The organism is Streptomyces sp. NPDC047841 (assembly GCF_040704085.1).
Classification (GTDB): domain Bacteria; phylum Actinomycetota; class Actinomycetes; order Streptomycetales; family Streptomycetaceae; genus Streptomyces; species Streptomyces argyrophylli.
This window is the reverse complement of sequence record NZ_JBEYRP010000003.1, coordinates 129,683-153,238: the sequence shown is the minus strand read 5'-3', so window position 1 is coordinate 153,238 and position 23,556 is coordinate 129,683. Positions and strand designations below refer to the sequence as shown.

Genomic DNA, 23,556 nt, shown 5'->3' with positions numbered 1-23,556 from the left:
TACGACAAGGGGCCCATCCGATGCTCAAGCCGACCCTCCGCCGCACCTGCGCCGCCCTCGCCGCCGGCACCTCCCTCGCCCTCGCGCTCACCGCCTGCGGCGGCACCACCAAGAAGGACGTCAAGGACGACAACGCCTCCGCCGCCTCGGCCGGCAAGGCCGACCCGAACGCCGCCACCAAGAAGGGGCTGACCGTCGGCTTCCTGCCCAAGCAGGTCAACAACCCCTACTTCACCACCGCCGACAAGGGCGGCGAGAAGGCGGTCGCCGAACTCGGCTCCACGTACAAGGAGGTGGGGCCCAGCAGCGCCACCGACACCGCCGGGCAGGTGAGTTACGTCAACACGCTCACCCAGCAGCGGGTGAACGCCATGGCGGTGTCCGCGCAGGACCCGGGGGCCCTGTGCACCGCGCTGAAGCAGGCCATGAGCAACGGCATCAAGGTCGTCACCTACGACTCCGACACCAGCCCGGGCTGCCGCAACGCCTTCGTCTCGCAGGCCAGCGCCGAGGACCTGGGCCGTACCGAGGTGCAGCTGCTCGCCGAGCAGATCGGGTACAAGGGCGAGATCGCGATCCTGTCGGCCGCGCAGACCGCGACCAACCAGAACACCTGGATCGGCTACATGAAGGACGAGCTGAAGGACCCCAAGTACAAGGACATCAAGCTCGTCAAGATCGCCTACGGCAACGACGACGCCCAGCAGTCCTTCCAGCAGACCCAGGGCCTGCTCCAGGAACACCCGGACCTCAAGGGGATCGTCTCCCCGACCACCGTCGGCATCAAGGCCGCGGCCCAGTACCTGTCGGGCTCCAAGTACAAGGGCAAGGTCAAGCTGACCGGGCTCGGCACCCCCAACGACATGCGCAAGTACGTCAAGAACGGCACCGTCGACGCCTTCGAGCTGTGGGACCCGGCCAAGCTCGGCGACCTGGCCGCCCGGACCGCGGTCGCGCTGGCCTCGGGGCAGATCACCGGCAAGGAGGGCGAGACCTTCAAGGCCGGCGCCACGACGTACACCATCGGCAAGGACGGCGTGATCAACATGGGCAAGCCGACCGTGTTCGACGCCAAGAACATCGACCGGTTCGACTTCTGAGACGACGGGGGCCAGTTGATGCAGCGCGTGTGCTTCCTGCTGAAGGTCAGGGCGGACCGGATCGACGAGTACCGTGAGCGGCACGCCGCCGTCTGGCCGGAGATGCTCGACGCCCTGAAGGCGACCGGCTGGCACAACTACTCGTTGTTCCTGCGCGACGACGGCCTGCTCGTCGGCTATCTGGAGACCGACGACTTCGCCGCCGCCCAGGCCGGCATGGCCGCCACCGGCGTCAACGCGCGCTGGCAGAAGGAGATGGCACCGTTCTTCGAGTCCCTGGACGGTGCCCGGCCCGACGAGGCCATGCGCCCGCTCACCGAAGTGTTCCACCTCGCATGACGCGGGAGCCGCGCGGATGAGACCCTCCGCCACCCGGCACGGCGCCGCACAACAGGGCGCCCGCGCCGTCCCCCACGGCGGCCCGGTCGACACCGGCTCGTTCCAGAAGAACGGCCTGCTGACCTGCCCGGGCCGCCGGTACCCCGCCCGCCACACGCCGGGACGCGGCGCGCTCGTGGCCCGCCGGGCCCACGGCGGCTTCTGCCACGCCGAGTTCGCCGCCGGGCCGCTGGACCACCCCGCGTCCACGGCCTGGACCGGGTCCGCCTCCGGGGCCGCGGGGACGGCCCTCGACGGGCCGGCGCCCGCCCCGCGGTTCACCTGCCCGCGGTGCGTCACCACGCCCGAGGGCCGGCTCAGGCCCGGCCGCCGCTTCCGTGTCCCCGGCAGCATCGGCCGCAACGTCCGCGCCGGATACGGCGGTTCGCGGTGGACCGAGCCGGGGGAGGGGACCGGCACCCACACCGCCGAGCACGGCGCCGGCACCGCCCCGTTCACCGGCTCGGCGGGCCGCCCGCAGTCCGCCATCGGCCGTGTCACGGACCGCTCCGGGCGGCGCGGCACGCACGACGGCGCCGGCCGGAGCGCGCACGGACGCGCCCTACACCTGTGCGAGACTGCCTCCGCCGGCCGGCGGACGACCGGGACCCCCGTCCCGCTCCGCTCCGGTCAGCGCACCAAGTTCGTCCTCGACCGGTACGACAACGCCTGCGCCGTCCTCCCGTTCGACCGATCGCCTCAGCCCCGCGGGCCCGGACAACGTCCTTTCGTTCCCGTACCAGAGGGAGTCCGCCGGCACGACGCCCCCGGCGTCGCACGTGACCGGCTTCGCCCGGCCGGCGTGACGGTAATGTGAAGGTCGTCCCGCCGCATCCCCGTTCCCTGGAGGTCCAAGCCCGATGGCCCAGTCGGTGGGTATCAAGGACGTCGCCCGCGCCGCCGGAGTGTCGGTGGGCACGGTGTCCAACGTCATCAACCGCCCGGACACCGTCGCCGGCGAGACCCGTGCGCGCGTGCTGTCCGCGATCGACCGGCTCGGCTACGTCCGCAGCGAGTCGGCGCGCCAGCTGCGGGCGGGCCGCAGCCGGATCATGGGGCTGCTCGTGCTCGACATGGGCAACCCGTTCTTCGTGGACGTGGCGCGCGGCGCCGAGCGCGCGGCCCGCGACGCCGGGCTCGGCGTGATGGTCTGCAACAGCGCGCAGGACGCCGCCGAGGAGGCCGAGTACCTGTCGCTCTTCGCCGAACAGCGGGTGCGGGGTGTGCTGCTCACCCCGGCCGACGCCACCGGCCGCAACATCGCGGCCTTCCGCCGGCACGGCATCCCGTTCGTGCTGGTCGACCGGGTCGCCGAGGGCACCACCGAGTGCTCGGTCTCGGTGGACGACATCGCGGGCGGCGCGCTGGCCGTCCGCCATCTGGTGGACGCCGGGCACCGTTCGATCGCCTACGTCAGCGGGCCGCCCGGGCTCAACCAGGTCCGCGACCGGCGCACCGGCGCGCTGAACGCCCTGGCCGAGGCCGGGCTCGGCCCCGAGGCGCTGCGCGAACTGCCCACCGAGCGGCTCGACGTGGCCGCCGGCCGGGACGCGGGCGCCCGGCTGCTGGGCCTCGCGGACCGGCCCACCGCCGTGTTCTGCGCCAACGACCTGCTCGCCCTCGGCGTGCTCCAGGCGATGTACGCGGCGGGCGTGACCGTCCCGGACGACCTGGCGATCGTCGGCTACGACGACATCGAGTTCGCCGCCGCGGCCGCCGTACCCCTCACCTCGGTGCGGCAGCCCGCCGTGACGATGGGCGCCCTCGCCGCCGGACTGCTGCTGGAGGAGACCGAGCAGGGCGAGGGCGACGGCAAGGGGAAACGGGCGCACGAGCACCGGCGGGTCGTGCTCCAGCCGGAGCTGGTGGTGCGCCGCTCCAGCCTCGCCGCACGCTGAGCCCCGCGGTGCGCCCGCCGCGCCCGGGCTCGCGCCGAGCGGATGCGCGCGACCGGGGGCGCCGGCGGGAGGCGCCGGCCGTGCGCGCCGACCAGAGGCGCTGACCGGAAGTTCAGTAACAATCCATGATCCCGGGGCTCGGCCCGCACCGGCTCATGTGCTCAACTGGGAGACGTCCAGCCCGTCCGTCCCAGGAGACCCGTTGAGCCTCAGCTACCGCCAGCCCGGCGTCGTGCTCACCGACCACCACTTCACCGTCCCCCTCGACCACGCCGACCCGGGCGGCGAGACCATCGAGCTGTACGCCCGTGAGGCGGTGGCGAGCGACAAGGCCGGGCAGGACCTGCCCTGGCTGGTGTACCTGCAAGGCGGCCCCGGCTTCGGGGCGAATCGTTTCGTCGGACGTCAGGCCTGGCTCGACCGGGCCTTGAACGAGTACCGCGTCCTGCTCCTCGACCAGCGCGGCACCGGCCGCTCCACGCCCGCCACCCGGCAGACGCTCCCGCTGCGCGGCGGCCCCGCCGCCCAGGCCGACTACCTCACCCACTTCCGCGCCGACTCCATCGTCCGGGACTGCGAGGCCATCCGCCCCCGGCTCACCGGCGGCGCTCCGTGGACCGTGCTCGGCCAGAGCTTCGGCGGCTTCTGCACGGTGTCGTACCTCTCCCTCGCCCCCGAGGGCATCGCCACCGCGATCATCACCGGCGGCCTGCCCTCCCTGCACGCCCACGCCGACGACGTCTACCGGGCCGCCTACCCGCGCATGGAGCGCAAGGTCGCCGCGCACTACGCCCGCTACCCGCAGGACGTGGAGCGGGCCCGCCGGATCGCCGACCACCTCCTCACCCACGACGTGGTCCTGCCGAACGGCTACCGCTTCACCGTCGAGGCCTTCCAGTCCCTGGGGCAGATGCTCGGCACGAGCGACGGCAGCCACCGGCTGCACCACCTCCTGGAGGACGCCTTCGTGGTGACCCCGGCCGGCCTCGAACTGTCCGACGCCTTCCGGGAACAGGTCCAGTCCCTGCTGTCGTACGCCTCCCACCCCCTCTACGCCCTCGTCCACGAGTCGATCTACGGCCAGGACGCGCGCCCCACCGCCTGGTCGGCCGAGCGCGTCCGCGCCGAGTTCCCGCAGTTCGACGCGGCCAAGACGCTCACCGGTGACGGCCCCGTCCTGTTCACCGGCGAGACCGTCCACCCCTGGGTGTTCGACACCGACCCGGCCCTGCGCCCCCTGCGCGAGACGGCCGGACTGCTCGCCGCCCGCACCGACTGGCGCCCCCTCTACGACCCCGCACGGCTCGCCGCCAACGAGGTCCCGGTCGCCGCGGCCGTCTATCACGACGACCTGTACGTCGACGCCGGCCACTCCCTGGAGACGGCCGGCGCGATCCGGGGCCTGCGCGCCTGGGTCACCAACGAGTACGAGCACGACGGCCTGCGCACGGGTGCGCCCCACGTCCTGGACCGGCTGCTGGCGCTCGTGCGCGACGAGGTATGAGGGCGGTAAGCGGATGTTCATGCCGTAGTCAGAGGAATACTCAGCGTGATTGAAACGATATAAAATGGTGGCCTGTATCACAAATGCGCTGGGAACGATATTGCGACAGCTTCTTTGATCAAGGGAAAGCACAGGTGGGCGGGGTGACGAAGGCGGTCTGCCCGGCTTTGTTTCCCCGGCCCACATGGTGAGATGAGCGCGGTGTAAGTCGATCCATTGCTGTACATAGGAATCCACTAGGCGGCGCTGAGCCCTGGAGACCCAAAAGGCCGACGGCTCCCTGCGCCAACAGGAAGCCGCCGTATGGGATTTGACAGCGCTACCGAAAGGTGGTCGACCATCAACACCAACACCTTGCCACGCGGTGACGCGGACGCCACTGGCATAGACCAGTGTGCTGGTGCGTACGTAGTGTGCCACGGCCTCGCAGCCGGGAGCCACCGTGTGTAACACGTTCACCGACCGACAGGTCGACTTCTGGCTCGACGATCTGAACCAGTTACAGCGTCGGGACGAGCGGATCCTGTTCGGTTCCGCGATCGCCACGTGGATTATCGCGATCGCATGTTACTGCGGGGTTGCGTATTGCGGCATCACCGGGAAACCCGCGGCGACAGCTGCGTGTGTGTTCTTCGGAACCTTGATCGGCGGCTGGGGCGTCGTCCTCTTCAAAAAGGCCAAAAGGATTCGCCACCACCGCCGTGTCCGTAACCGGCAGGTCGGACAGCAGCGCAGGCAGCCCCCGGCCGCGACCTGAGCCGGCTCGCCTCCGACCCGGAGCCGCTCGTGCCGGAAGACCCCGGCCATGAGCGGCTTCGCTCCGCTGTGACGGCGACGGATCCGGCGCCGCCCCGCGTCACGGCGCACCTGGTGGCGCGGGGCGCGAGGACGTGTGCCCGCAGGTCATTAGGCTGGACCCCATGCCGGATCAGATAGCCGACCACTCCGACCTGCGCGCCGACTGCGCCCGGTGCTTCGGGCTGTGCTGTGTCGCCCTGCCCTTCGCCCGCTCGGCCGACTTCGCGCTGGACAAGCCCGCGGGCAAGCCGTGCCCGAACCTCCAGGGCGACCACCGCTGCGGCATCCACGCCGATCTGCGCCGGAAGGGCTTCACCGGCTGCACGGTCTACGACTGCTTCGGCGCCGGCCAGAAGGTCTCGCAGGTCACCTTCGGCGGGCAGGACTGGCGTACGGCGTCCCAGGAGCACGCGCGCCGGATGTTCGACGTCTTCCCGGTCGTACGGCAGCTGCACGAACTGCTGTGGTACCTGACCGAGGCGCTGGGCCTGCCCGCCGCCCGGCCCGTCCACCCCGAGCTGCGCCGCGCGCTGGAGAAGACCGAGGGGCTGACCCGGCGGACCTTCGAGGAGCTGGCCGCGCTGGACGTGGCCGCGCACCGGCAGGAGGTCAACGTGCTCCTGCTGCGCACCAGCGAACTGGTCCGGGCCGGCGCCGGCGGCAAGAGCAAGGGGAAGGGGAAGGGCCGGGGCAAGGACCGCAGGGGCGCGGACCTCATGGGCGCCCGCCTCAGGGGCGCCGATCTGCGCGGGGTGAGCCTGCGCGGCGCCTATCTCATCGCCGCCGACCTCACCGGTGCCGACCTGCGCGGCGCGGATCTGATCGGGGCCGACCTGCGCGATGCCGACCTGACCGACGCGGACCTCACCGGCGCCTTCTTCCTCACCCAGCCGCAGGTCAACGCCGCGCGGGGAAGTGCGGGGACTCGTCTGCCGGCTTCAGTGGGTCGGCCGGTGCACTGGGCAGCGGCTCGCTGAGGGGGGTTCGGCCGGTTCGGCGGGGTGATGCCGGCGGTCGTGTGCGGCTGTGTCTCGTGCGGGTGGCGTCCGGGTCGGCTCGCCCCGGGTCCCTTCGGGGCGCTGCCCGCCGGTCTCCGTGCGAGCCGGCCGCCGCTCCAAGTGCGGCGGACCTCACCGGCGCCTTCCTCCTCACCCAGCCGCAGGTCAACGCCGCGCGGGGTAGTGCGGGGACTCGTCTGCCGGCTTCAGTGGGTCGGCCGGTGCACTGGGCAGCGGCTCGCTGAGGGGGGTGCGGCCGGTTCGGTGGGGTGGTGCCGGCTGTCGTCCGCGGCCGTGTCTCGTGCGGGTGGCGTCCGGGTCGGCTCGCCCCGGGTCCCTTCGGGGCGCTGCTCGCCGGCCTCCGTGGGAGCCGGCCGCCGCTCCAGGCGCAGCCGTAGCCCTTCCGGCATCAGGGTGAGCCGTTCGGCCACGCTGAGCCGGTAGCCCGGGTCGGCCGACAGCTCGTAGCGGCGCAGCAGCAGGCCGAGGACGAGGGTCGCCTCGTGGAGGGCGAACTGGCGGCCGATGCAGGCCCGTGCGCCGGTGCCGAACGGCTTGAAGGTGTGCGGTGGCCGGGCGCGGACGGCCGCCGGGGTGAACCGGTCGGGGTCGAACCGTTCGGCGTCCTCGCCCCACACCTCCGGTTGGCGGTGCAGCATCGGCGTCAGCACCAGGGCCCACGCGCCCCGGCGCATCGGATGGTCCCCGGCGAGGACGGTGTCCCGCCGGGCCTCGCGGGCGAAGGCGGGCGCGGTCGGCCACAGCCGCAGCGACTCGTCCAGCACCCGGCGGACGTAGCGCAGCTTGGCGACCTGGTCGTAGCCGGGCCGCGGGGTGTCGCCCCAGACCTGGTCGACCTCGGCGCGGGCCCGGGCGGCGACGGCGGGGTGCAGGGCGAGGTAGTGGAGGGCGAAAGAGAGCGCGCCGGAAGTGGTCTCGTGGCCCGCCACCAGGAAGGTGATCACCTGCTTGCGGACGTTCTCCGGCGAAAGCTTCTCCCCGGTCTCCGGGTGCGCCGTCGCCAGCATGCGGTCCAGCAGGTCCCCCTCGCCGCCACCGCCGGACCGGCGCCGGGCGGCGACCAGGCCGTCGACCGTGCGGTTCAGGTGGGTCATGTCGGCCGCGTTGCGCCGGGCGGCGGCGCGCAGCAGCAGCGGGGCCAGCGGCCCCGGCACGCTGTTCAGCCGTTGCGCGTAGGTCAGCGTGCCGACCATCGCCGTGACGAAGGGGTGCGGCCGGTTCCGCTCGAAGGAGCCGAAGTCGTGCCCGAAACCGGTCCGGGCGATCGTCTCCAAGGTCAGCCGGGTCATGTCGCCCGGCACGTCCACCGTGCGCCCGGCCGCCAGGTGGCGGTCCCAGTGATCGGTGAGCCGCTCGGCGACCGCCAGCATCATCCCGTGGTAGCCCTCCATGGCCTCCCGGCTGAACCCGGGCGCCAGGACGTCGTGCGCGAGCTGCCAGTTGGGCTCGTGGTTGTAGGCGGTGAACAGGCCGTCGCCGGCCACCGGCCGCAGATTGGCGACGCCGAGGCCGACGTGCTTGGCGAACCGGGACTCGTCTGCGAGGTCGGCGACCAGCCGCGCCCCCCACACGAACACGAACTCCTTGCCGAACGCCCGCCGCCGGAAGATCGGCCCCAGCTCGCGCGCGTAACGCATCGAGTCCTGCAACGGCCGGTGCCGGTCGGCGCCGAGCACATCGCCGAGCAGCGGCAGCCGGTGCGGCGGACGGGGGATGCGGCGCAGCTCAGGCCAGCCCTGTTCGGCGCTGCGGAAACCCCTGGGCAGCCCGGTCTCCATGGTCTCCGTCGTCGCCGCCATGACGCGATCTCCCTTGATCCAGCGGATGGTTGAGCAGTGACGCGCGCGTGTTGTACGTGGGTTCAATAACGTGTTCCAGTGTGGTGCGCTTGTTGAACCGACGTCAAGTAAAGTGACGCCATGCCCGCGAACCAGGGGGAGCGCGCCCGGCGCAGACTCAGCACCGGCGAACGCCGTGAGCAACTGCTGTCGGTCGGCGCGAAGCTGTTCTCGGAGAGCCCCTACGACGACGTGTGGATCGAGCAGGTCGCCGAGATCGCCGGGGTCTCGCGGGGGCTGCTCTACCACTACTTCCCGACCAAGCGGGACTTCTTCGCCGCCGTCGTGGAGCGGGAGAGCGCGCGCATGCTGCGCATGACGGCGGCCGAGCCCGGGGTGCCGGTGCGCGAGCAGCTCACCGCCGGCCTCGACACCTACCTCGGCTACGTCCAGGCGCACGCCCACGGCTTCCGCGCCTTCCACCGTGCCGACGCGGCCGGCGACCAGGCCGTGCGCCGGGTCTACCAGCGGGCGCTGGCCGCCCAGGAGAAGCAGATCCTGGCCGCGCTCGCCGCCGACCCCGAGTTCGGGCCCGCCGCCGAGGCCGCCCCGCAGGTGCGTCTGGCGGTACGCGGCTGGCTCGCCTTCACCACCGCCGTCTGTCTCGAATGGCTGCGCGGGGAGGGGGAGTTGAGCCGCGAGCAGGTGCGCGATCTGTGCGCCCGCGCCCTGCTGGGCGTCCTCGCCTAGGCCACTCGGCCCGGAATGACCCCCTCCGCCGATGCGGAGCAGTGGCGTACGCCTGGTTGGCGTGCGTCCCGTTCTCCGCTAAGTTAGGCAAGGCTTACCTAAAGGAGGTCCGGATGGGTGACACGCGGGACTGGACGGCCGCCCCCGGCGCGGCGGAACGGGCACGCTCGGTACTGGCCACCGCCTGGTCGTGCGCGGTGACCGCGGACGGCGCGCGCGAGGAGTACGCCGGCGCGCACACCGTCACCGGGGACGGCACGGTACGGCTGGCGGTGCCCGACGACAGCGCCCTGTTCGGGGCGGTGCTGTGCGCCCCGCGCCAGGAACCCTCCGCCCTGCTGGAGTTCGCCGACGTGGCGCCCGTACCGGTGCGCCACCGCATCCGCGCCCGGCTCTTCCTGTCCGGCTGGTTCGCCCCGTCCGAGGGCACCCTCCTGTTCCGGCCCACCCGCGTGGTGCTGCGCGAGTCCGCCGGGGCCGTGGTGGTCGACCGGGACGAGTTCGGCGCCGCCCGGCCCGACCCGCTGGCCGCAGCCGAGGCACGGTTGCTCACCCACCTCGCCGACGTCCACCCCGACGCCGTCGAGCGGCTCACCCGCCTGGTGCGGCCCGAGAGCCTGCTCGCCGCGACCCGGGTGGCACCGCTCGCCGTCGACCGGCACGGACTCACCCTGCGCATCGAACGCGCCCGCTCCCACGGCGACGTACGACTGCCCTTCCACACCCCCGCCGACGACGTCACCCAGCTCACCGAGCGCGTGCACGCCCTGCTCGCCCAGGCCAGTGCCGCCGCCTGCCCCAGGGCGCTACAGCGGCAGCGCGCAGACGGCGACGGGTGACGCGAACGGCTCACCGGTCGGCCGCAGTCGGCCGCTGTCCGCGTCGACGTGGAAGACGGTCACCGTGCCCGAGCGCTGGTTCGCCGCGAACAGCAGCCGGCCGTCGGGCGAGAACGCGATCTGCCGGGGGAAGTCCCCGCCCGCCGGCACGGTGCCGAGCAGCCGCAGCCGGGCCCCGCCGTCCTCGACGGCGTACCGCGCGAGGCTGTTGTCTCCCCGGTTGGCGAGGAACGCGTACCGGCCGTTCGCCGTCACCAGCACCTGCGCCGGATAGTTGGTGCCGCCGCCGGACCCCGTCGACTGCGGCTCGCCGATCGTCAGGCGCCCGCTTCCCGGGTCGTACGCGCACACGGCCACGGTGTTGTCCACCTCGTTGGCCAGGTAGGCGTACCGGCCGCCCGGGTGGAAGGTCAGGTGGCGCGGCCCCGCGCCGGGCCGGGTGCGCGCCCGCGCCACCTCCGTGAGCGTGCCCCTCACCTGGTCCAGGCGGTAGGTGTAGACCGTGTCGGTGCCCAGGTCCACGGCGAGGACGTGCCCGCCGTCCGGACTGGTGAGGAACTGGTGGGCGTGCGGCCCCTGCTGGCCGGGGCCGGGCGGCGGAGAGCTGTGCGTGACCAGGGCGGTGCGCTCACCCAGCGCGCCGGAGGCGCCGATCGGGTGCACGGCGACGCTGCCCGAACCGTAGTTCGCGCTGAGCAGCCAGCGCCCGGAGGGATGCACCGACAGATGGCACGGGCCCGCGCCGCCGGTGCTCCGGGTGCCGAGGACGCGCCGGTCCGCGAGGCGCACGGCCGTCACCCCGCCGTCCTCCCGCTCGTCCACCGCGTACAGCGTGCGGCCGTCCGGGTACACGGCGAGATACGACGGGTCGGGGACCCCGGTGAGCGTGCCCGCCCCGGTGATCCGGCCCGACTCCGGGTCGTACGACGCCAGGCCGATGCCGGTGCCGCCGCCCTCGACGGAGGTGTAGGTGCCCACGTACAGCGGGCGCGGCCCGGACGGCTTCCGGGGCGGCGGGGCGGCCTCCGGCTTGTCCCGCCCGGCCGGCGGGGCCACCGGCGGGGCCGCCGGGGACGGCACCATCACGACCGCCGCCGTACCGGCCACGGCGCCGACGAACCGGCGTCTGGTCCAGCCCCCCTGCCCCCGCTCCGGGTCCCGGTCCCGCCGGGGGCGGGAGGATGCTCCTCCCGCCGTCTGTGCCTGCGTACCCATGCCGCTACCCCAGGTCGTCGGTCGTCCCCTTCGTGACAGCCACCTTGGCCCGCGCACGTCGCCGGGGGCAAGCCGGCCGGCAGCCGTCACGCGGTGCGCGACGCCGGCGCTGCCTACCAGTCCCCGTCCGCCACCGGCTTGCCCGGCACGTCCTTCAGGGGGGTCACCTGGCCGGGGGACGGCGCCTGCCACGGCTCCAGGTCGTCCCCGAGCCACTCGCCGACCGGCTCGACCGCCTCCAGGGCGCCCGTGGGCGCGAGGCCCTCGGCGTCCGCGTCGTAGTAGTCGTACCAGGGCAGGCCCGCCCGGGTGTACGCCGCCCGGTCCACCGGTGACGGCGGCGGTGTCTCGCCGGTGATCCGGCGCCATTCCGGGGGTGTGACCAGGTGCACGAACACCCGCCCCGCGGGCTGCTCGGACCAGTCGCCCAGCGGCCGGTCGTCCCGGTACACCTCCTGCCGCATCGAGCCGCCGACGCCGAGGCCCATGGCCGTGGCGCGGGGCGGGGGAGCGGCGCCCGGGGCGGGCGGGCCGCCGAAGGCCATGGGGGGCGGGGACGGCGGTGATCCAGGGGGCCCGCCCGGGGCCGGGGCGGACATGGGCAGGGCCGCACCGTAACCGCCGCGCGCGCCGGCCAGGCGCCGCTGCCGTTCCCGCTCCTGGCGCCGCCACCCGGCGAGAGCGTCCTCCTTCAGCGGGAACGACTGGAGCTGGACGCCGCCCCACACCTCCTCGCCGGTGACCTGCCCCTCCACGGTCGCGCCCAGCCCCAGCGGGACGGCCACGAACTGGCGGACCGTGCCCTTGCCGGAGTTGATGCCGTCCAGCCAGGGCTGGCGGGGCAGCACCACGTAGTTCTGCGGACGCCGGGACAGCCGGTCGCACCAGGGCTCGCCGGAGACCGCGCACACCTTGCCCACACCGACCTGGAGCGCGGCCGGCTCCGGCGCGGCGAAGCTCAGCCACATCGCCTCGCGCAGGTACACCGGCAGCATGACGCCGCCGCGCGCCCGCATCCACTCGGGCACCCGGCCGGCGTGGTCGGCCACCCGCCGGACCGGGAACTCGCCCAGCCCCGGCGGCAGCGGATGCGTACCGCTCTCGGGCAGGCGCAGCGTGCGGACGAACCGCACCGCCACCCCGCCGGGCAACCGCAGCGTGTTGCCGTCGATCCGCACTCCGTCAGCGGTCATCCGTGCGCTCCGTCTCCTCCGGCGCCGTCACCGGCCGGCCGGACACCCCGTCTCCTGCGACGCCGTACACCCCCGCGCTCGGCCGCGGCGCCGGACCGCCCCCGCGGCCTCCTCACCGATCACGCGCACCGAACCCCGCGCGGTTCCGCCACAGCTCCTCCTGGACCCCGAGGCGGTCGCGCAGCCAGGCGATCCGGGGCAGCTTGGCCCGGTGCCCGCGCGAGACCCGGTCCAGCTCCTCCAGCAGGCGGCGGGTGCGGTGCTCGGTGTTCAGCTCGTCGATGATCCTGGTCGTCTCGGTCAGGACGGCCCCGAGCAGCTGCCAGTGCGCCCAGTCCTTGCGGATCTCCTCCTGGAGCAGCTCGGCCAGCCGGTCCCGGGTGCCGGCCGCCGTGTGCAGCTCGGCCGACAGCCGTGCCTCCGCCGACTCGGCGTTCTCGCTCAGATGGGTCGTCACCAGCACCGCGAAGCTGACCACCGCGTCGGCGATCTCCGACAGCAGCTGCTCCACGGTCGCCCCCACCCGGGGCGGGAACAGTTCCTGCGACCCACGGGCCTTCGCCAGGTCCGTGAACGAGCGGGCCAACACCCGGAGCACCACCGTACAGATCTCCAGGGTGTCCAGGCCCGTGCGCAGCACGACCCGGTGCAGCAGCCCCTCCTTCACGCGTGGATTGAGCCGCAGACTGTCCTCCGCCTGCCGCAGTGCCGCGTCCACCCGCACGATGTCGTGGTCGAGCCGGCGCGCCTCGTGCAGCCGCTCGGCCGCCCGCTCCCAGGGGATCCGGCCCCCGGCCTCCTCGCCCATCCGGAGCATCAGCTGGCGCACCCGGCGGGCCAGGTCCTCGATGGACCGGCCGGCCTCGTCCACCCACACCGGGGGTGGCAGCAGCAGGTTGCAGGCGGTGCCGACGACCGCGCCGATCAGCGTCTCGACGATCCGCGCCCAGGCGGTGAACCCGACCGTGGTGACCCCGAGCACCAGCATGGCGCTGATCGCCACCTCGGCCACGTACTCGTCGACGCGGACCAGGTGGCCCACGGCCAGCGCGGCGACGATCAGCAGGGCCAGGCTCCACCAGGTCAGGCCCACCAGCACGCTGAAGGCGATGGCGACCAGGACGCCGGCGACCACCGAGTTGACCCGGCGGATGCCGTTGGTGAGCGTGGCGTAGAAGGTCACCTGCACGACCAGCAGCGCGGTCAGCGGCGCGGTGAGCGGGGCCGGCTCGGGGCTCAGCCGGAGGGCGATGACGTAGGCGATGGTCGCGGCCGTGGCCGACCGCAGTGTCTGGACGACCACCGGCTCCCGACGGCGCTTCGCCAGTCGCAGTAGTCCCGTGGTCAACTTTCGTTCGCGCATCCCTTGGCCTGTTCCCGTTCATCGGGTGCGTCGAACGTAGCTGTTTGCGGACTGGTTCCGCCTGATGTGCGCCAGGACGTTTACGCGTACAGCTTGTCGATGAAGGCGGCCAGATTGCCCGTCGTGCGCGCGATCTGCTCCTCCAGCGTCAGGCTCTCCTCGAACCGGGCGCCGGACTCGGGGATCTTCCTTCCGCGCACGTACAGGGAGCAGGCCAGGTCGGTGCACATGTACAGCCCGACCGAGTTGCCCTCACGGCCGGCCGCCCCCGCCTTCCGCGCGGTCATCAGCGACACCCCGCCGCCGGGATGCGTGGTCAGGCACACCGAACACATGCTCCGGTGCAGGAAGCCGCGCTGCGAGGGCGGGAAACGCAGGGCCACGCCGACGAGCCGGTCGTCCCGCTCCATGACCAGATAGCTGCGGTCGGGAGCGCCCGGATCGCGCCAGCCGAGGAAGTCCAGCTGGTCCCAGGGGCGGTCACCGAGATCGCGTGGGACGGCCAGGCGCTTGGCCTCGCCCTTGGAGCAGTTGATAAACGAGTTGCGGATGTCCTGCTCGGTGAGCGATCTCATTGAGGGTCCCTTCCAGTGTTCCGGTGTTCCGGTCGCACGGTCGCAACCTAGAACCTCTAGGCTGACGGCTATCCTATTTAGTTACAGGGGGGTAGGCCAATGGATTTCCGGTGGAGGCCGCCCGGGCTGCCACGGCGTGCCCGGCGAGCGCTGGACCACGTCACCGGCACCGCGTCCGGTCCGCCGCTCGACCCGGACCTGCGGATCACGCTCAACTTCCACCCCGACCGGGCCTCGGGCGGACTGCCGATCCTGGAGTCGCTGGCCCGGGACGGCGCGTACCACTCGCAGTTCGTCACCGGCACCAGCAACGGCGGGCTCACCGCCCACCCGGGCGGCGACCGCACGCGCTGGGAGAGCCGGATGTTCGGCGGCGCCTACGACGACGCCGGCCCGGCCGAGCGCCCGGTGTACGGCGCGCTCGACTTCCGCCGCCAGGTGGTCGGCGCGGCCCCCCGCTTCGGCTCCTCGCACCTCAGGCTCCGCGGAGCGGTCCTGGCCCGGGCCACCTTCTGCTACCCGGACAGCTCCACCGGGCCCGGCGACTTCGGCGTGACCGGCGCCATGCCGCTGATCGCCCTCGCCGAGGCCGACCGGCAGGACGCCCTCAACGACTACGTCGAGGCTCATGTGCACGGGGGTGTGCTGCTCGAACGGGACGTGGAGGCGCTGGTCCTGGACGCGAGCTACCGGGGCACACCGGTGGAGACGGCCGCCCGGCGCCTGCCCTTCCCGCTCGCCTGGCACCCCGGCTACCGCCTCACCGTCACCGAGCTGCGCCGGCACGCCGACTACCGCGGCCCGGAGTACGCCGACCTCGGCGCGCGCATCGCCGAGCGGGGCCTCATCACCCCCCGCGTCATCGGGGACGCGGCCCGCAGCGGCCGGTACGACCTCCAGTCCCTCAAGATGGTCTGGCACACCCTGGCCCGCTTCGGCTCCCCGGAGGGCGCGGGAACGGCGAGAACGCCCCCGCCGGAGCGCAGCCGCTGAGGTTCGGGGGGAGGAGGGGGCTGCGGCCGGGGGTTCGGCGGGTGCGGGCGCTGCCGCTGGGGCTTTGCGGGTGTCGCTGCGGGGAGCGTGCCGCTTGCCGTGGCCGGTGCGGGTGCTGTCGCCGGGGGCTTTGGCGGATGCCGTCGTGCGGAGGCCCCCGCTTAGGCTTCGGCGGGTGCTGCGATGGAGAGCATGCCGCTTGCTGTTGACCGTACGCCGACTGCTCACTCACCACGTCGAGTTGCACGAGCGGCCGACCAGCCGCCAGGCGGACCTCCTCGCCGCCGCCAACCCGTGCCCGCCCGAGCGCGCCGCCCTCGCCGCCCTGCCCGGCGACGACCCGCGCACCCTGGTGGAACTGGCCGAGGACCACCCCGCCCTGCGCGGCGCCCTGGACTGGCCGCTCCTGCTCGACCTGCTGCCCCCGCTGCGGCCCGTGTTCAGCGCCGCGCCCGAGGACGGCGCCGCCCTCGTCCAGCACCGCATCGCCGCCGAGGCCGGTGAAGTCCGGGAACTGCTGGGCGACGGCGCCCGGATGGCTCCCGGCGTCCGCGCGGCCTTCCGTACCCTGTACCGGGAGCGGACCCCCGGCACCTACGAGGCCGCATCTGAGCCGCCGGGGGAGGGGTGCGGGGTTGCGGGACACGGAGGAACCAGCCCGGCCGGGAGGGGGTGCGCCCGCCCGGCGGCACCCGCAACACCGTCGCCTTCGGCCGCTCCAAGCGGCTGCGGCTCGCGCTGTGCCGCGCCTGTCCCCACCCGATCACGCTGGTCGAGACGGTCCCCCGCGCCGGAACGTGCCGCTGCACTGGACGAGATCAAACGTCTCCGCCTTAGCTCATAGCGTGAACTAAGGGTTGGGGAAATGTCGCGCCCCGGCTGTCCGAAGGGGTATGTTGCAGGTCGGGCAGGGTTCGTGAAGGGAGCCACATGGCGGCACGCAACGGGCGCACGGTACGCGACCTGAGACGAGGCAACCGGACGGCGGTGCTCCAGAGGCTGTACTTCGACGGCCCGCTCAGCCGGTTCGAGCTGGGCCCGGCCACCGGACTCAGCTCCGGCTCGGTCAGCAACGTGGTCGCGGACCTGATCGCCGACGGACTGGTCGAGGAGGCCGGCAGCGTCGACTCCGACGGCGGCCGGCCACGCACGCTGCTGCGCGTCGCCCCGCACAGCGGCCAGATGATCGGCGTGGACGTCGGCGAGACCCGCGTCCGGGTCGAGCTGTTCGACCTGGCCCTCACCGAACTCGCCCGCGTCGAACGCCCGTTGACCCCCCAGGGCTACGACGTCGACGTCATCACCGGCCACATCCGCGACGGCGTCGCCGAGGTCCTCACCGCCGAACAGGCCGTCCCCGACCGGCTGCTCGGGGTCGGCGTCGGCGTCCCCGGGATCGTGGAGCACACCCCGGACCGGGGCGCCGTGGTGCACGGGCAGACCATCGGCTGGGACGCCGTCCCGCTGGAGCAACTGCTCCGCTCGGCCTCCGGGCTCCCCGACGGGGTGCCGTACTTCATCGACAACGGGGCCAAGACGCTCGGCCAGGCAGAGATGTGGTTCGGCGCGGGACGCGGCGCCCGCAACGCCGTCGTCGTGCTCTTCGGCTCCGGCGTCGGCGCCTGCCTGGTCACCCCCGAGGTCGAGCACGGGCGGGCCGTGGAGTGGGGCCACCTGACGGTACGGGTGCGCGGGCGCCGCTGCCGCTGCGGTGCGCCCGGCTGCCTGGAGGCCTACGCGGGCGCCGAGTCGCTGCTCGCCCGCTGGCGCGAGGAGGGCGGCCGGCCGCCCGAGGACACCGACGAGGAGACCGCGCTCACCGCGATGCTCGCCGCCGCGTACCCGTCCGAGGGCGGTACCGCCGACCCGGTCGCGCTGGCCGTCCTGGAGGAGACCGCCGAGTACCTCGGCGCCGGCCTGTCCGATCTGATCAACCTCTTCCAGCCCGAGCGGATCCTCATCGGCGGCTGGGCCGGGCTCCAGCTCGGCACGCGGTTCCTGCCCGCCGTACGCCGGCACGCCGCCACGTACGCGCTGCGGCACCCGGCCGACAAGGTGACGATCGACCTCGGCCGGCTCGGCCCGGACGCGGTCACCGTCGGCGCCGCGATCCTGCCGCTCGCCGACTTCTTCGCCAGCGGCGGCCGCCGTCCCGAACCGGCCGCCGAGGACCGCCTGCCCGCCTGGCGAACCGCCCTTCAGGAACGCGCCCCGCACTGAGAGGCGGCCGGCGGTGACCCTGGACGCCTCGGCACCGGGCCGGCGTCCACCGGATCTCCTCCCTCTGTGCCGTGTCCGGCCGGGACGCGCCTCGGGTGGACCGTTGGCCGGCGGTTCCCGGGCCGGCAACTGACGCGTTAGGGGCGCCGCTCCGGGCATCGGGCGCCCTGCGGTCAGTCCGACGGCTCCTGCGGCGTCGGCTGCTCCGACTGTGCCGTGTCCGGCCGGGACTCGACCCGGGGGCCGGTGCCGGCCTCGTCCGTGTCCGGGACGACGTCCTGGTCCGCCTCCTCGCCGGCCGCGCGCCTCGTGGACACGTCCCAGGGGTCGTCCTCGGGCCGGGCCTGCTGGTCGGGCATGTCCCGGGGCACCGGCCGCTGCTCCGCCCCGGACCCGGGTTTGCGCACCGTCATGGTCTTCTCCGCTCCTCGTCGGCTCGTTCGGTGCTCCCCACGCGCTCAGCCGACCTTGCGCCCGCGCATCGGCTCGGTCTCCATCCCGCCGCCCTTGCGCAGGCCGTCCAGGAACTCCTGGATCACCTCGGTCGCCGTGTGCCGGGGCTCCCAGCCCAGCTCGGCGCGCGCCCGCGCGCAGTCCATCAGCGGCAGCCGCAGCACGGCGTCGAAAAGGTGCGGCGAGGCGGGCAGCAGGTGCAGCCCCCAGGCGGCGGCGATGGCCGTGCGGGCCGCCGTACGCGGCAGCCGTACCGCCCGGGAACCGAGCAGCTCGGCGAGCACCCCGGCGTCCAGCGCGGGATCGGCGGCCAGGTTGAAGGCGCCCCGGGCGCTGTCCGAGCGCACCGCGAGCCGGTAGGCCTCGGCGGCGTCGTCCGTGTGCAGCGCCTGGACCCGCAGACCGGGGATGTCCGGCAGGAACGGCAGCAGGTCCGGCCGGGCCAGCGAACCGGGCAGGAACCGCCCGCCGAAGATCCGCCGCTGCTCGCTCGCCGACTCCCACTTGAACAGGAACGCCGGGCGCATCCGGACCACCCGCACCTCGGGGTGGTCGCGCTCGAACACGTCCAGCGTGCGCTCCAGGTAGGCCTTCTCCCGGCAGTACGCGGCGTCCGGCCAGCCGTGCGTCGGCCAGGACTCGTCCACCGGGCAGTCCTTCGGGCCCGGCGAGTACGCCCCGACGGAGGAGGCGTGCACCAGCACCGGTACCCGGGCCGCGGCGACCGCCTCGAACACCCGGATGCTGCCGAGCACGTTGGTCCGCCAGGTGGTGGCCGGATCGTGTGTCGGCTGGAAGGCCCAGGCCAGATGGATCACGGCGTCGGCACCCTCGAACCGCTCGGCGAGGTTCGCCTGGTCCCCGGCGATGTCGACGGCGGACCACTCGGTCTTCGGCGGCGACCACTGGGGCGTCCGCCGGGCCAGCCCGCGCACGGACTTGATGTCCGGGTCCTCGGAGAGCAGGCGCACCACGCTGGTCCCGACATTGCCGGTGGCGCCCGTCACGACGACCCTGCTGCCCGCTGAGCTGCTCACCTTCGGCTCCTCTCGTCGGCGCGGCGGAGGCTGCGACGAGCGGCCGGGTACCCGGCCGCCGCGTCCGCACACGCGGCACGGGGGGCATGAGGAAGCCCCGGCCGTGACGGGGGAATCACGACCGGGGCGGTCAGGTGGTGGGGGCGGATGGCGGTCGCCTCTCGGCGAGACGCTCCACAGGGCTTCAGCCGAACGATCGTCCCTGTGGGCAAAAGGTGAGGCCCGGGGACACTGTCCCATCCGCACCCACGGTTTGTTCAACGGGCAACCACACTCGGGTGTTCCGGCCCCCCACGTGACGTGTGTCACCCGGGGGACGGCGGGGGACGGCTCACTCCAGCGGGCTCCCGGCCAGCCGCGCCAGCAGGTCCGCGGGGTCCGCGTACACCGCCTCCGCCCCCGCCTCCTCCAGGTCGGCCCGGGGAATCCCGCCGCACAGCACGCCCAGACAGCGCACCCCGGCCTTGCTGCCCGCCCGCATGTCCCACACGGTGTCCCCGACGAACACCGCCCGCGAGGCCGGCACCCCGGCCAGCTCCAGCGCGTGCTGCACGGCCTCCGGGTTGGGTTTGCCCTCCTGGACGTCGTCCGCGCTCGCCGTGGCCGTGATGGCGTCGTCCGCGCCGATCGCCCGGCGCAGCGCACCCAGCTCCGCGCCGCTCGCCGACGTGGCGAGGACGACCGTCCAGCCGTCCCCGTGCAGCCGCCGCAGCAGCTCGCCGGCCCCCGGCAGGGCGGGGAGCCGGTCGAAGTACTGGCCGTACAGCGCCGTGTGCGCGGCGCTCAGTTCCGCGTCCTGGTCCCGGTCCCGGTCGTCGCCGAGGAGATGGGCGACGAGGTCGGTGGAACCGAGGCCGACGGCCCGGTGCACGGCGTGCATGGGCACCTCGTGGCCCGCCTGCCGGAACGCCTCCCACCAGGTCACGACGTGCAGGTGATTGGTGTCGACAAGCGTCCCGTCGACGTCGAACACGGCGGCGCGGTCCATTCCAGGTCCTCTCCGTCAGCCCCGGGTCCTGCCTGCCGGCCCCGGGTCCTCGCTGTCAGCTCTGGGAGCGGGTACCACGCCCGAAACCCGCCACGCGTGCCGGCAGCCGTCCCTCGCGCGTCCAGCCCAGCAGCTCGTCGGCCGACCAGGTGGTCACCACCCGCTCGGGCGGCACCCCGCACTCCTCGGCGCGGGCGCAGCCGAGGATCTGCCAGTCCAGCTGGCCGGGCGCGTGCGCGTCGGTGTCCACCGAGAACAGCACCCCCGCCTCGACCGCCCGGCGCAGCAGCCGCCGGGGCGGGTCCAGCCGTTCCGGGCGGCTGTTGATCTCCACGGCGGTCCCCGACTCGGCGCACGCGGCGAACACCTCGTCCGCGTCGAACTGCGACTCGGGCCGTCCCCGGCCCGTGACCAGACGCCCGGTGCAGTGCCCGAGGACGTCGGCGTGCGGATCGCGCACGGCGGCGACCATCCGCCGGGTCATGGACCGGGCGTCCATCCGCAGCTTGGAGTGGACCGACACCACGACCACGTCCAGCCGCTCCAGCAGCTCCGGTTCCTGGTCCAGCGAGCCGTCGTCCAGGATGTCGCACTCGATGCCGGTCAGCAGCCGGAACGGCGCCCAGCGCGCGTTCAGCTCCGCGACCACCGCCAGCTGCTCGCGCAGCCGCTCGGGCGAGAGCCCGCGGGCCACGGTCAGCCGCGGCGAGTGGTCGGTGAGCACGGTCCACTCGTGCCCCAGCCCGGCCGCCGCCCGCCCCATCTCCTCGATCGGGCTGCCGCCGTCGGACCAGTCCGAGTGCGTGTGGCAGTCCCCGCGGATCAGCGCCCGCAGCCCGGCCCCCGGACCCTCGGCGCCGGCCGGCTCCCCGGCCTCCTCCTCCAGCTTGCGCAGGTACCCGGGCACCTCACCGCCCAGCGCCTCCCGCACCACCTGCGCGGTCTTCGGCCCGACCCCCTTCAGCGACTCCAGCGTCCCGGCGGCCGCCCGCTCGGCCACCTCGCCCTCGGGCAGCGCGCCCAGCGTCCGGGCGGCGGTGCGGAAGGCCCGTACCCGGTAGGTGGGCGCGAGCGCCCGCTCCAGGAGGAACGCGATCCGGTCGAGGGCGGCGACGGGGTCCATGAGAACCAAGGGTGCACCAGGCGCCCGGGAGCGGCGCGGGGAACCGCGCGCCCGGCCGCGGGCCGCCCGCGGGCCCATGCCGTCCCGGCGGTGGCGGGGCCGTTTGTGCCCACCGCCCCCGGGTACTGCGTGACCGTCCACGTGACCCACCGTGAGGAGGCTCGTCATGTCCGTACCGGATGCGCAGCGAACGGCCGTGGTGACCGGCGCGGACAGCGGCATCGGCCGGGCCACCGCCGTACGGCTGGCCGAGGCGGGCCTGGACGTCGGCATCACCTGGCACACGGACGAGAAGGGCGCCGAGCAGACGGCGCGGGAGGTCCGCGCGCACGGCCGCCGCGCCGCCGTGGGCCGGCTGGACCTGACCAGGCCGCCCGAGGCCGCCGACGCCGTGGACGAGCTGTGCGAGGAGCTCGGCCGGATCGACGTGCTCGTCAACAACGCCGGCACCGGCACGATGACCCCCTACCTCGACCTGACGCTCGCGGATGTGCGCCAGGTCCTGGACGTCGACCTCGTCGGCCCCTTCCTGCTCGGGCAGCGGGCCGCGCGGCGGATGATCCGGCAGGGCGACGGCGGCCGGATCGTGAACGTCACCTCCGTGCACGAGCACCAGCCGCGGGTCGGCGCGGCCCCGTACTGCGCGGCCAAGGGCGGGCTGGGCCTGCTCACCCAGGTGATGGCCCTGGAGCTGGCCGAGTACGGCATCACCGTGAACGCGGTCGCGCCGGGGGAGATCGCCACCCCGATGACCGGCCAGGAGGACACCGACGTGCGCGCCGAGCGCCGTCCCGGCGTGCCGCTCGGCCGGCCCGGCGACGCGCGCGAGGTCGCCGCCGTGATCGCGTTCCTCGCGAGCCCGGACGCCTCCTACGTCACCGGCGCCTCATGGAGCGTCGACGGCGGCATGCTGCGCATGGGACCGCAGGCCGGGTCCCATCTGACCAGCGACGACTGGCGGCGGCCCTGAGGAGGCGGGGACGACGCGACGAGAGCGGGGGGAGAGCGCGGTGAGGCTGCGAACCAGTTCGTCCGACGGCCCCGGCTACCGGCGCGTCCGCTGCGGCCGGGGCTTCCGCTACCTCGACAGCGCCGGCGAGCGGCTGACCGATCCCGGGCAACTCGCCCGCATCCGCGCCCTGACCATCCCGCCCGCCTGGCGCGACGTGTGGATATGCCCCTGGCCCAACGGCCACCTCCAGGCCGTCGGCACCGACGACGCCGGGCGCCGGCAGTACCTGTACCACGAGCGGTTCCGGGCCGAGCAGGACAAGGCCAAGCACGAGCACGTGCGGCTGGTGGCGCGGGCCCTGCCCGAGCTGCGCGCCAAGGTGGCGCTGGACCTGGCCGGGCGCGGGCTGAGCCGGCCGAGGGTCACCGCCTGCGCGGTCCGCCTGCTCGACCTCGGCTTCTTCCGCATCGGCAGCGACCGGCACACCCGCACCAGCGAGACCTACGGCCTGACGACCATGCTCCGCGAGCACGTCAGCTGCGCACGCGGCGAGATCACCTTCGGCTACCCGGCCAAGGGCGGTACCGAGATGGTCCGCGCCCTCGTCGACGACCAGGTGCACGCGGTCGCCCGGTCCCTGCTGCGCCGGCCGCGCGGCGGCGACCGCTTCCTCGCCTACTGGGACCGCGGCGCCTGGCACGACCTGCACGGCGACGACCTCAACGAGGCCCTGCGCCGGCTGTCCGGCACCGACGTCACCGCCAAGGACTTCCGCACCTGGCACGCCACCGTGCTGGCCGCCGTGGCGGTCTCCGTGACCACGCCGGGCGCCCGGGCGACCGAGGCCGCCCGGCGCCGGCAGATCGCCCGGGCGGTGCGCGAGGTGAGCCACTACCTGGGGAACACGCCCGCGGTGTGCCGGGCGTCGTACATCGACCCGAAGGTCTTCGAGCTGTTCGAGCGGGGCGTGACCGTCGCCCCCGTGCTCACCCGGCTGGGCGAACACGGGGAGTTCGGGCGTCCGGCCACGCAGGGAGCCGTCGAGGCGGCCGTACTGGATCTCCTCGCGGGCTCCGGTGGACGACCCGTCGGCGCGGGTTGCGTTCTACCCTCGATTGCATGACCGAACAAGCAGCTCCCTACATCTCCCGCCCGCGGATCCTGGTCCTCGGTGTGTGCCCGGGCCGGCACGGCGAACCGCCCTTCCGGATCATGGAGATCGACGGTGAGGTGGTCGGTGAGGCCAGGACCATCACGGACGTGCTGGAGACGGCCGCCTCCTACGGCATCCCCATCCACGACCTGGACGACCCGGACGCGGTCCGCTGGGTGGGCGGCGACAAATACACCTGGACGCTGCACTGACCCGTCGGCGGGGCA

General features: G+C 73.9%; 23 protein-coding genes and 1 pseudogene. 15 read left to right on the top strand and 9 right to left on the bottom strand.

Translation table 11 applies throughout. From position 1 onward, the window contains the following. The first annotated feature begins 20 nt into the window (after window positions 1–20). The 7 genes from rhaS to AB0947_RS05285 all read left to right on the top strand — a co-directional run bounded on the left by rhaS (window position 21) and on the right by AB0947_RS05285 (window position 6,655). On the top strand, window positions 21–1,100 hold the full coding sequence (rhaS, locus tag AB0947_RS05315; protein ID WP_366748906.1) for a rhamnose ABC transporter substrate-binding protein: 1,080 nt from the start codon (window positions 21–23) through the stop codon (window positions 1,098–1,100). Between the two features lie 18 nt (window positions 1,101–1,118). Further along, complete coding sequence (locus AB0947_RS05310; protein WP_366748905.1) at window positions 1,119–1,439, top strand: L-rhamnose mutarotase; 321 nt, start codon at window positions 1,119–1,121, stop codon at window positions 1,437–1,439. 16 nt (window positions 1,440–1,455) lie between these two features. Beyond that, the gene (locus AB0947_RS05305) at window positions 1,456–2,295 is read left to right on the top strand and encodes a hypothetical protein (RefSeq protein WP_366748904.1); all 840 of its coding nucleotides are present in this window, start codon (window positions 1,456–1,458) and stop codon (window positions 2,293–2,295) included. 43 nt (window positions 2,296–2,338) lie between these two features. Beyond that, window positions 2,339–3,376 carry a LacI family DNA-binding transcriptional regulator gene (locus tag AB0947_RS05300; protein ID WP_366748903.1) on the top strand — a complete coding sequence of 346 codons (1,038 nt, stop codon included), beginning with the start codon at window positions 2,339–2,341 and terminating at the stop codon, window positions 3,374–3,376. A gap of 202 nt (window positions 3,377–3,578) precedes the next feature. Then, window positions 3,579–4,880, top strand: a complete 1,302-nt coding sequence (locus tag AB0947_RS05295; protein ID WP_366748902.1) for an alpha/beta fold hydrolase — start codon at window positions 3,579–3,581, stop codon at window positions 4,878–4,880. Window positions 4,881–5,322: 442 nt separating this feature from the next. Next, window positions 5,323–5,637: a hypothetical protein gene (locus tag AB0947_RS05290; protein WP_366748901.1), complete on the top strand. Its 315-nt coding sequence runs from the start codon at window positions 5,323–5,325 to the stop codon at window positions 5,635–5,637. Between the two features lie 163 nt (window positions 5,638–5,800). Continuing rightward, window positions 5,801–6,655: a pentapeptide repeat-containing protein gene (locus AB0947_RS05285; RefSeq protein WP_366748900.1), complete on the top strand. Its 855-nt coding sequence runs from the start codon at window positions 5,801–5,803 to the stop codon at window positions 6,653–6,655. A gap of 227 nt (window positions 6,656–6,882) precedes the next feature. On the opposite strand, the gene AB0947_RS05280 is transcribed toward AB0947_RS05285, so the two are convergent. Further along, window positions 6,883–8,496 (bottom strand): cytochrome P450, encoded by a 1,614-nt coding sequence (locus tag AB0947_RS05280; protein ID WP_366748899.1) that lies wholly within the window; start codon window positions 8,494–8,496, stop codon window positions 6,883–6,885. 120 nt (window positions 8,497–8,616) lie between these two features. Here AB0947_RS05280 and AB0947_RS05275 point away from each other — a divergent pair, with 120 nt between their 5' ends. Next, window positions 8,617–9,225, top strand: coding sequence for a TetR/AcrR family transcriptional regulator (locus AB0947_RS05275; RefSeq protein WP_366748898.1), 609 nt, complete (start codon window positions 8,617–8,619; stop codon window positions 9,223–9,225). 113 nt (window positions 9,226–9,338) lie between these two features. Next, the gene (locus tag AB0947_RS05270; RefSeq protein ID WP_366748897.1) at window positions 9,339–10,064 is read left to right on the top strand and encodes a DUF2470 domain-containing protein; all 726 of its coding nucleotides are present in this window, start codon (window positions 9,339–9,341) and stop codon (window positions 10,062–10,064) included. On the opposite strand, the gene AB0947_RS05265 is transcribed toward AB0947_RS05270, so the two are convergent. The 4 genes from AB0947_RS05265 to AB0947_RS05250 all read right to left on the bottom strand — a co-directional run bounded on the left by AB0947_RS05265 (window position 10,032) and on the right by AB0947_RS05250 (window position 14,410). Further along, a complete protein-coding gene (locus tag AB0947_RS05265; RefSeq protein WP_366749177.1) occupies window positions 10,032–11,147 on the bottom strand; it encodes a lactonase family protein in 1,116 nt (371 codons plus the stop codon). The genes AB0947_RS05270 and AB0947_RS05265 overlap by 33 nt on opposite strands. Before the next feature lie 245 nt (window positions 11,148–11,392). Next, window positions 11,393–12,472, bottom strand: a complete 1,080-nt coding sequence (locus AB0947_RS05260) for a hypothetical protein (protein WP_366748896.1) — start codon at window positions 12,470–12,472, stop codon at window positions 11,393–11,395. A 112-nt stretch (window positions 12,473–12,584) separates the two neighbouring features. Beyond that, window positions 12,585–13,835: an aromatic acid exporter family protein gene (locus AB0947_RS05255; RefSeq protein ID WP_366748895.1), complete on the bottom strand. Its 1,251-nt coding sequence runs from the start codon at window positions 13,833–13,835 to the stop codon at window positions 12,585–12,587. Window positions 13,836–13,915: 80 nt separating this feature from the next. Further along, window positions 13,916–14,410 carry an FBP domain-containing protein gene (locus tag AB0947_RS05250; protein ID WP_366748894.1) on the bottom strand — a complete coding sequence of 165 codons (495 nt, stop codon included), beginning with the start codon at window positions 14,408–14,410 and terminating at the stop codon, window positions 13,916–13,918. A gap of 99 nt (window positions 14,411–14,509) precedes the next feature. On the opposite strand from AB0947_RS05250, the gene AB0947_RS05245 reads away from it, so the two are divergent. The 3 genes and pseudogenes from AB0947_RS05245 to AB0947_RS05235 all read left to right on the top strand — a co-directional run bounded on the left by AB0947_RS05245 (window position 14,510) and on the right by AB0947_RS05235 (window position 17,623). Next, on the top strand, window positions 14,510–15,403 hold the full coding sequence (locus tag AB0947_RS05245) for a DUF3626 domain-containing protein (RefSeq protein ID WP_366748893.1): 894 nt from the start codon (window positions 14,510–14,512) through the stop codon (window positions 15,401–15,403). Window positions 15,404–15,608: 205 nt separating this feature from the next. Next, window positions 15,609–16,013 (top strand): annotated as a pseudogene (locus tag AB0947_RS05240) (hypothetical protein); the annotation flags it as partial. 320 nt (window positions 16,014–16,333) lie between these two features. Beyond that, window positions 16,334–17,623, top strand: a complete 1,290-nt coding sequence (locus tag AB0947_RS05235; RefSeq protein WP_366748892.1) for an ROK family transcriptional regulator — start codon at window positions 16,334–16,336, stop codon at window positions 17,621–17,623. A 173-nt stretch (window positions 17,624–17,796) separates the two neighbouring features. Here AB0947_RS05235 and AB0947_RS05230 read toward each other — a convergent pair whose 3' ends face one another. The 4 genes from AB0947_RS05230 to AB0947_RS05215 all read right to left on the bottom strand — a co-directional run bounded on the left by AB0947_RS05230 (window position 17,797) and on the right by AB0947_RS05215 (window position 21,224). After that, window positions 17,797–18,036, bottom strand: coding sequence for a hypothetical protein (locus AB0947_RS05230; protein WP_366748891.1), 240 nt, complete (start codon window positions 18,034–18,036; stop codon window positions 17,797–17,799). A 45-nt stretch (window positions 18,037–18,081) separates the two neighbouring features. Further along, the gene (locus AB0947_RS05225) at window positions 18,082–19,113 is read right to left on the bottom strand and encodes an SDR family oxidoreductase (RefSeq protein ID WP_366748890.1); all 1,032 of its coding nucleotides are present in this window, start codon (window positions 19,111–19,113) and stop codon (window positions 18,082–18,084) included. A gap of 331 nt (window positions 19,114–19,444) precedes the next feature. Next, window positions 19,445–20,101 (bottom strand): HAD family hydrolase, encoded by a 657-nt coding sequence (locus AB0947_RS05220; protein ID WP_366748889.1) that lies wholly within the window; start codon window positions 20,099–20,101, stop codon window positions 19,445–19,447. Between the two features lie 55 nt (window positions 20,102–20,156). Next, on the bottom strand, window positions 20,157–21,224 hold the full coding sequence (locus tag AB0947_RS05215) for a PHP domain-containing protein (protein WP_366748888.1): 1,068 nt from the start codon (window positions 21,222–21,224) through the stop codon (window positions 20,157–20,159). Between the two features lie 166 nt (window positions 21,225–21,390). Here AB0947_RS05215 and AB0947_RS05210 point away from each other — a divergent pair, with 166 nt between their 5' ends. Genes AB0947_RS05210 through AB0947_RS05200 form a run of 3 tightly spaced genes read left to right on the top strand, consistent with a single transcriptional unit; the run spans window position 21,391 to window position 23,541 of the window. Beyond that, a complete protein-coding gene (locus AB0947_RS05210) occupies window positions 21,391–22,194 on the top strand; it encodes an SDR family oxidoreductase (RefSeq protein WP_366748887.1) in 804 nt (267 codons plus the stop codon). A 40-nt stretch (window positions 22,195–22,234) separates the two neighbouring features. After that, on the top strand, window positions 22,235–23,299 hold the full coding sequence (locus AB0947_RS05205; RefSeq protein ID WP_366748886.1) for a DNA topoisomerase IB: 1,065 nt from the start codon (window positions 22,235–22,237) through the stop codon (window positions 23,297–23,299). Next, window positions 23,296–23,541 carry a hypothetical protein gene (locus tag AB0947_RS05200; protein ID WP_366748885.1) on the top strand — a complete coding sequence of 82 codons (246 nt, stop codon included), beginning with the start codon at window positions 23,296–23,298 and terminating at the stop codon, window positions 23,539–23,541. Before AB0947_RS05205 ends, AB0947_RS05200 begins: the two co-directional genes overlap by 4 nt. Window positions 23,542–23,556: the final 15 nt, after the last annotated feature.

Excerpts from the sequence above, each read along its gene's own strand:
- AB0947_RS05245 (WP_366748893.1), top strand. The coding sequence starts at position 14,510 with ATGGATTTCCGGTGGAGGCCGCCCGGGCTGCCACGGCGTGCCCGGCGA.
- AB0947_RS05310 (WP_366748905.1), top strand. The coding sequence starts at position 1,119 with ATGCAGCGCGTGTGCTTCCTGCTGAAGGTCAGGGCGGACCGGATCGAC.
- rhaS (WP_366748906.1), top strand. The coding sequence starts at position 21 with ATGCTCAAGCCGACCCTCCGCCGCACCTGCGCCGCCCTCGCCGCCGGC.
- AB0947_RS05275 (WP_366748898.1), top strand. The coding sequence starts at position 8,617 with ATGCCCGCGAACCAGGGGGAGCGCGCCCGGCGCAGACTCAGCACCGGC.
- AB0947_RS05300 (WP_366748903.1), top strand. The coding sequence starts at position 2,339 with ATGGCCCAGTCGGTGGGTATCAAGGACGTCGCCCGCGCCGCCGGAGTG.
- AB0947_RS05210 (WP_366748887.1), top strand. The coding sequence starts at position 21,391 with ATGTCCGTACCGGATGCGCAGCGAACGGCCGTGGTGACCGGCGCGGAC.
- AB0947_RS05230 (WP_366748891.1), bottom strand. The coding sequence starts at position 18,036 with ATGACGGTGCGCAAACCCGGGTCCGGGGCGGAGCAGCGGCCGGTGCCC.
- AB0947_RS05235 (WP_366748892.1), top strand. The coding sequence starts at position 16,334 with ATGGCGGCACGCAACGGGCGCACGGTACGCGACCTGAGACGAGGCAAC.
- AB0947_RS05265 (WP_366749177.1), bottom strand. The coding sequence starts at position 11,147 with ATGGTGCCGTCCCCGGCGGCCCCGCCGGTGGCCCCGCCGGCCGGGCGG.
- AB0947_RS05260 (WP_366748896.1), bottom strand. The coding sequence starts at position 12,472 with ATGACCGCTGACGGAGTGCGGATCGACGGCAACACGCTGCGGTTGCCC.
- AB0947_RS05250 (WP_366748894.1), bottom strand. The coding sequence starts at position 14,410 with ATGAGATCGCTCACCGAGCAGGACATCCGCAACTCGTTTATCAACTGC.
- AB0947_RS05220 (WP_366748889.1), bottom strand. The coding sequence starts at position 20,101 with ATGGACCGCGCCGCCGTGTTCGACGTCGACGGGACGCTTGTCGACACC.
- AB0947_RS05285 (WP_366748900.1), top strand. The coding sequence starts at position 5,801 with ATGCCGGATCAGATAGCCGACCACTCCGACCTGCGCGCCGACTGCGCC.
- AB0947_RS05215 (WP_366748888.1), bottom strand. The coding sequence starts at position 21,224 with ATGGACCCCGTCGCCGCCCTCGACCGGATCGCGTTCCTCCTGGAGCGG.
- AB0947_RS05255 (WP_366748895.1), bottom strand. The coding sequence starts at position 13,835 with ATGCGCGAACGAAAGTTGACCACGGGACTACTGCGACTGGCGAAGCGC.
- AB0947_RS05270 (WP_366748897.1), top strand. The coding sequence starts at position 9,339 with ATGGGTGACACGCGGGACTGGACGGCCGCCCCCGGCGCGGCGGAACGG.
- AB0947_RS05305 (WP_366748904.1), top strand. The coding sequence starts at position 1,456 with ATGAGACCCTCCGCCACCCGGCACGGCGCCGCACAACAGGGCGCCCGC.
- AB0947_RS05200 (WP_366748885.1), top strand. The coding sequence starts at position 23,296 with ATGACCGAACAAGCAGCTCCCTACATCTCCCGCCCGCGGATCCTGGTC.
- AB0947_RS05280 (WP_366748899.1), bottom strand. The coding sequence starts at position 8,496 with ATGGCGGCGACGACGGAGACCATGGAGACCGGGCTGCCCAGGGGTTTC.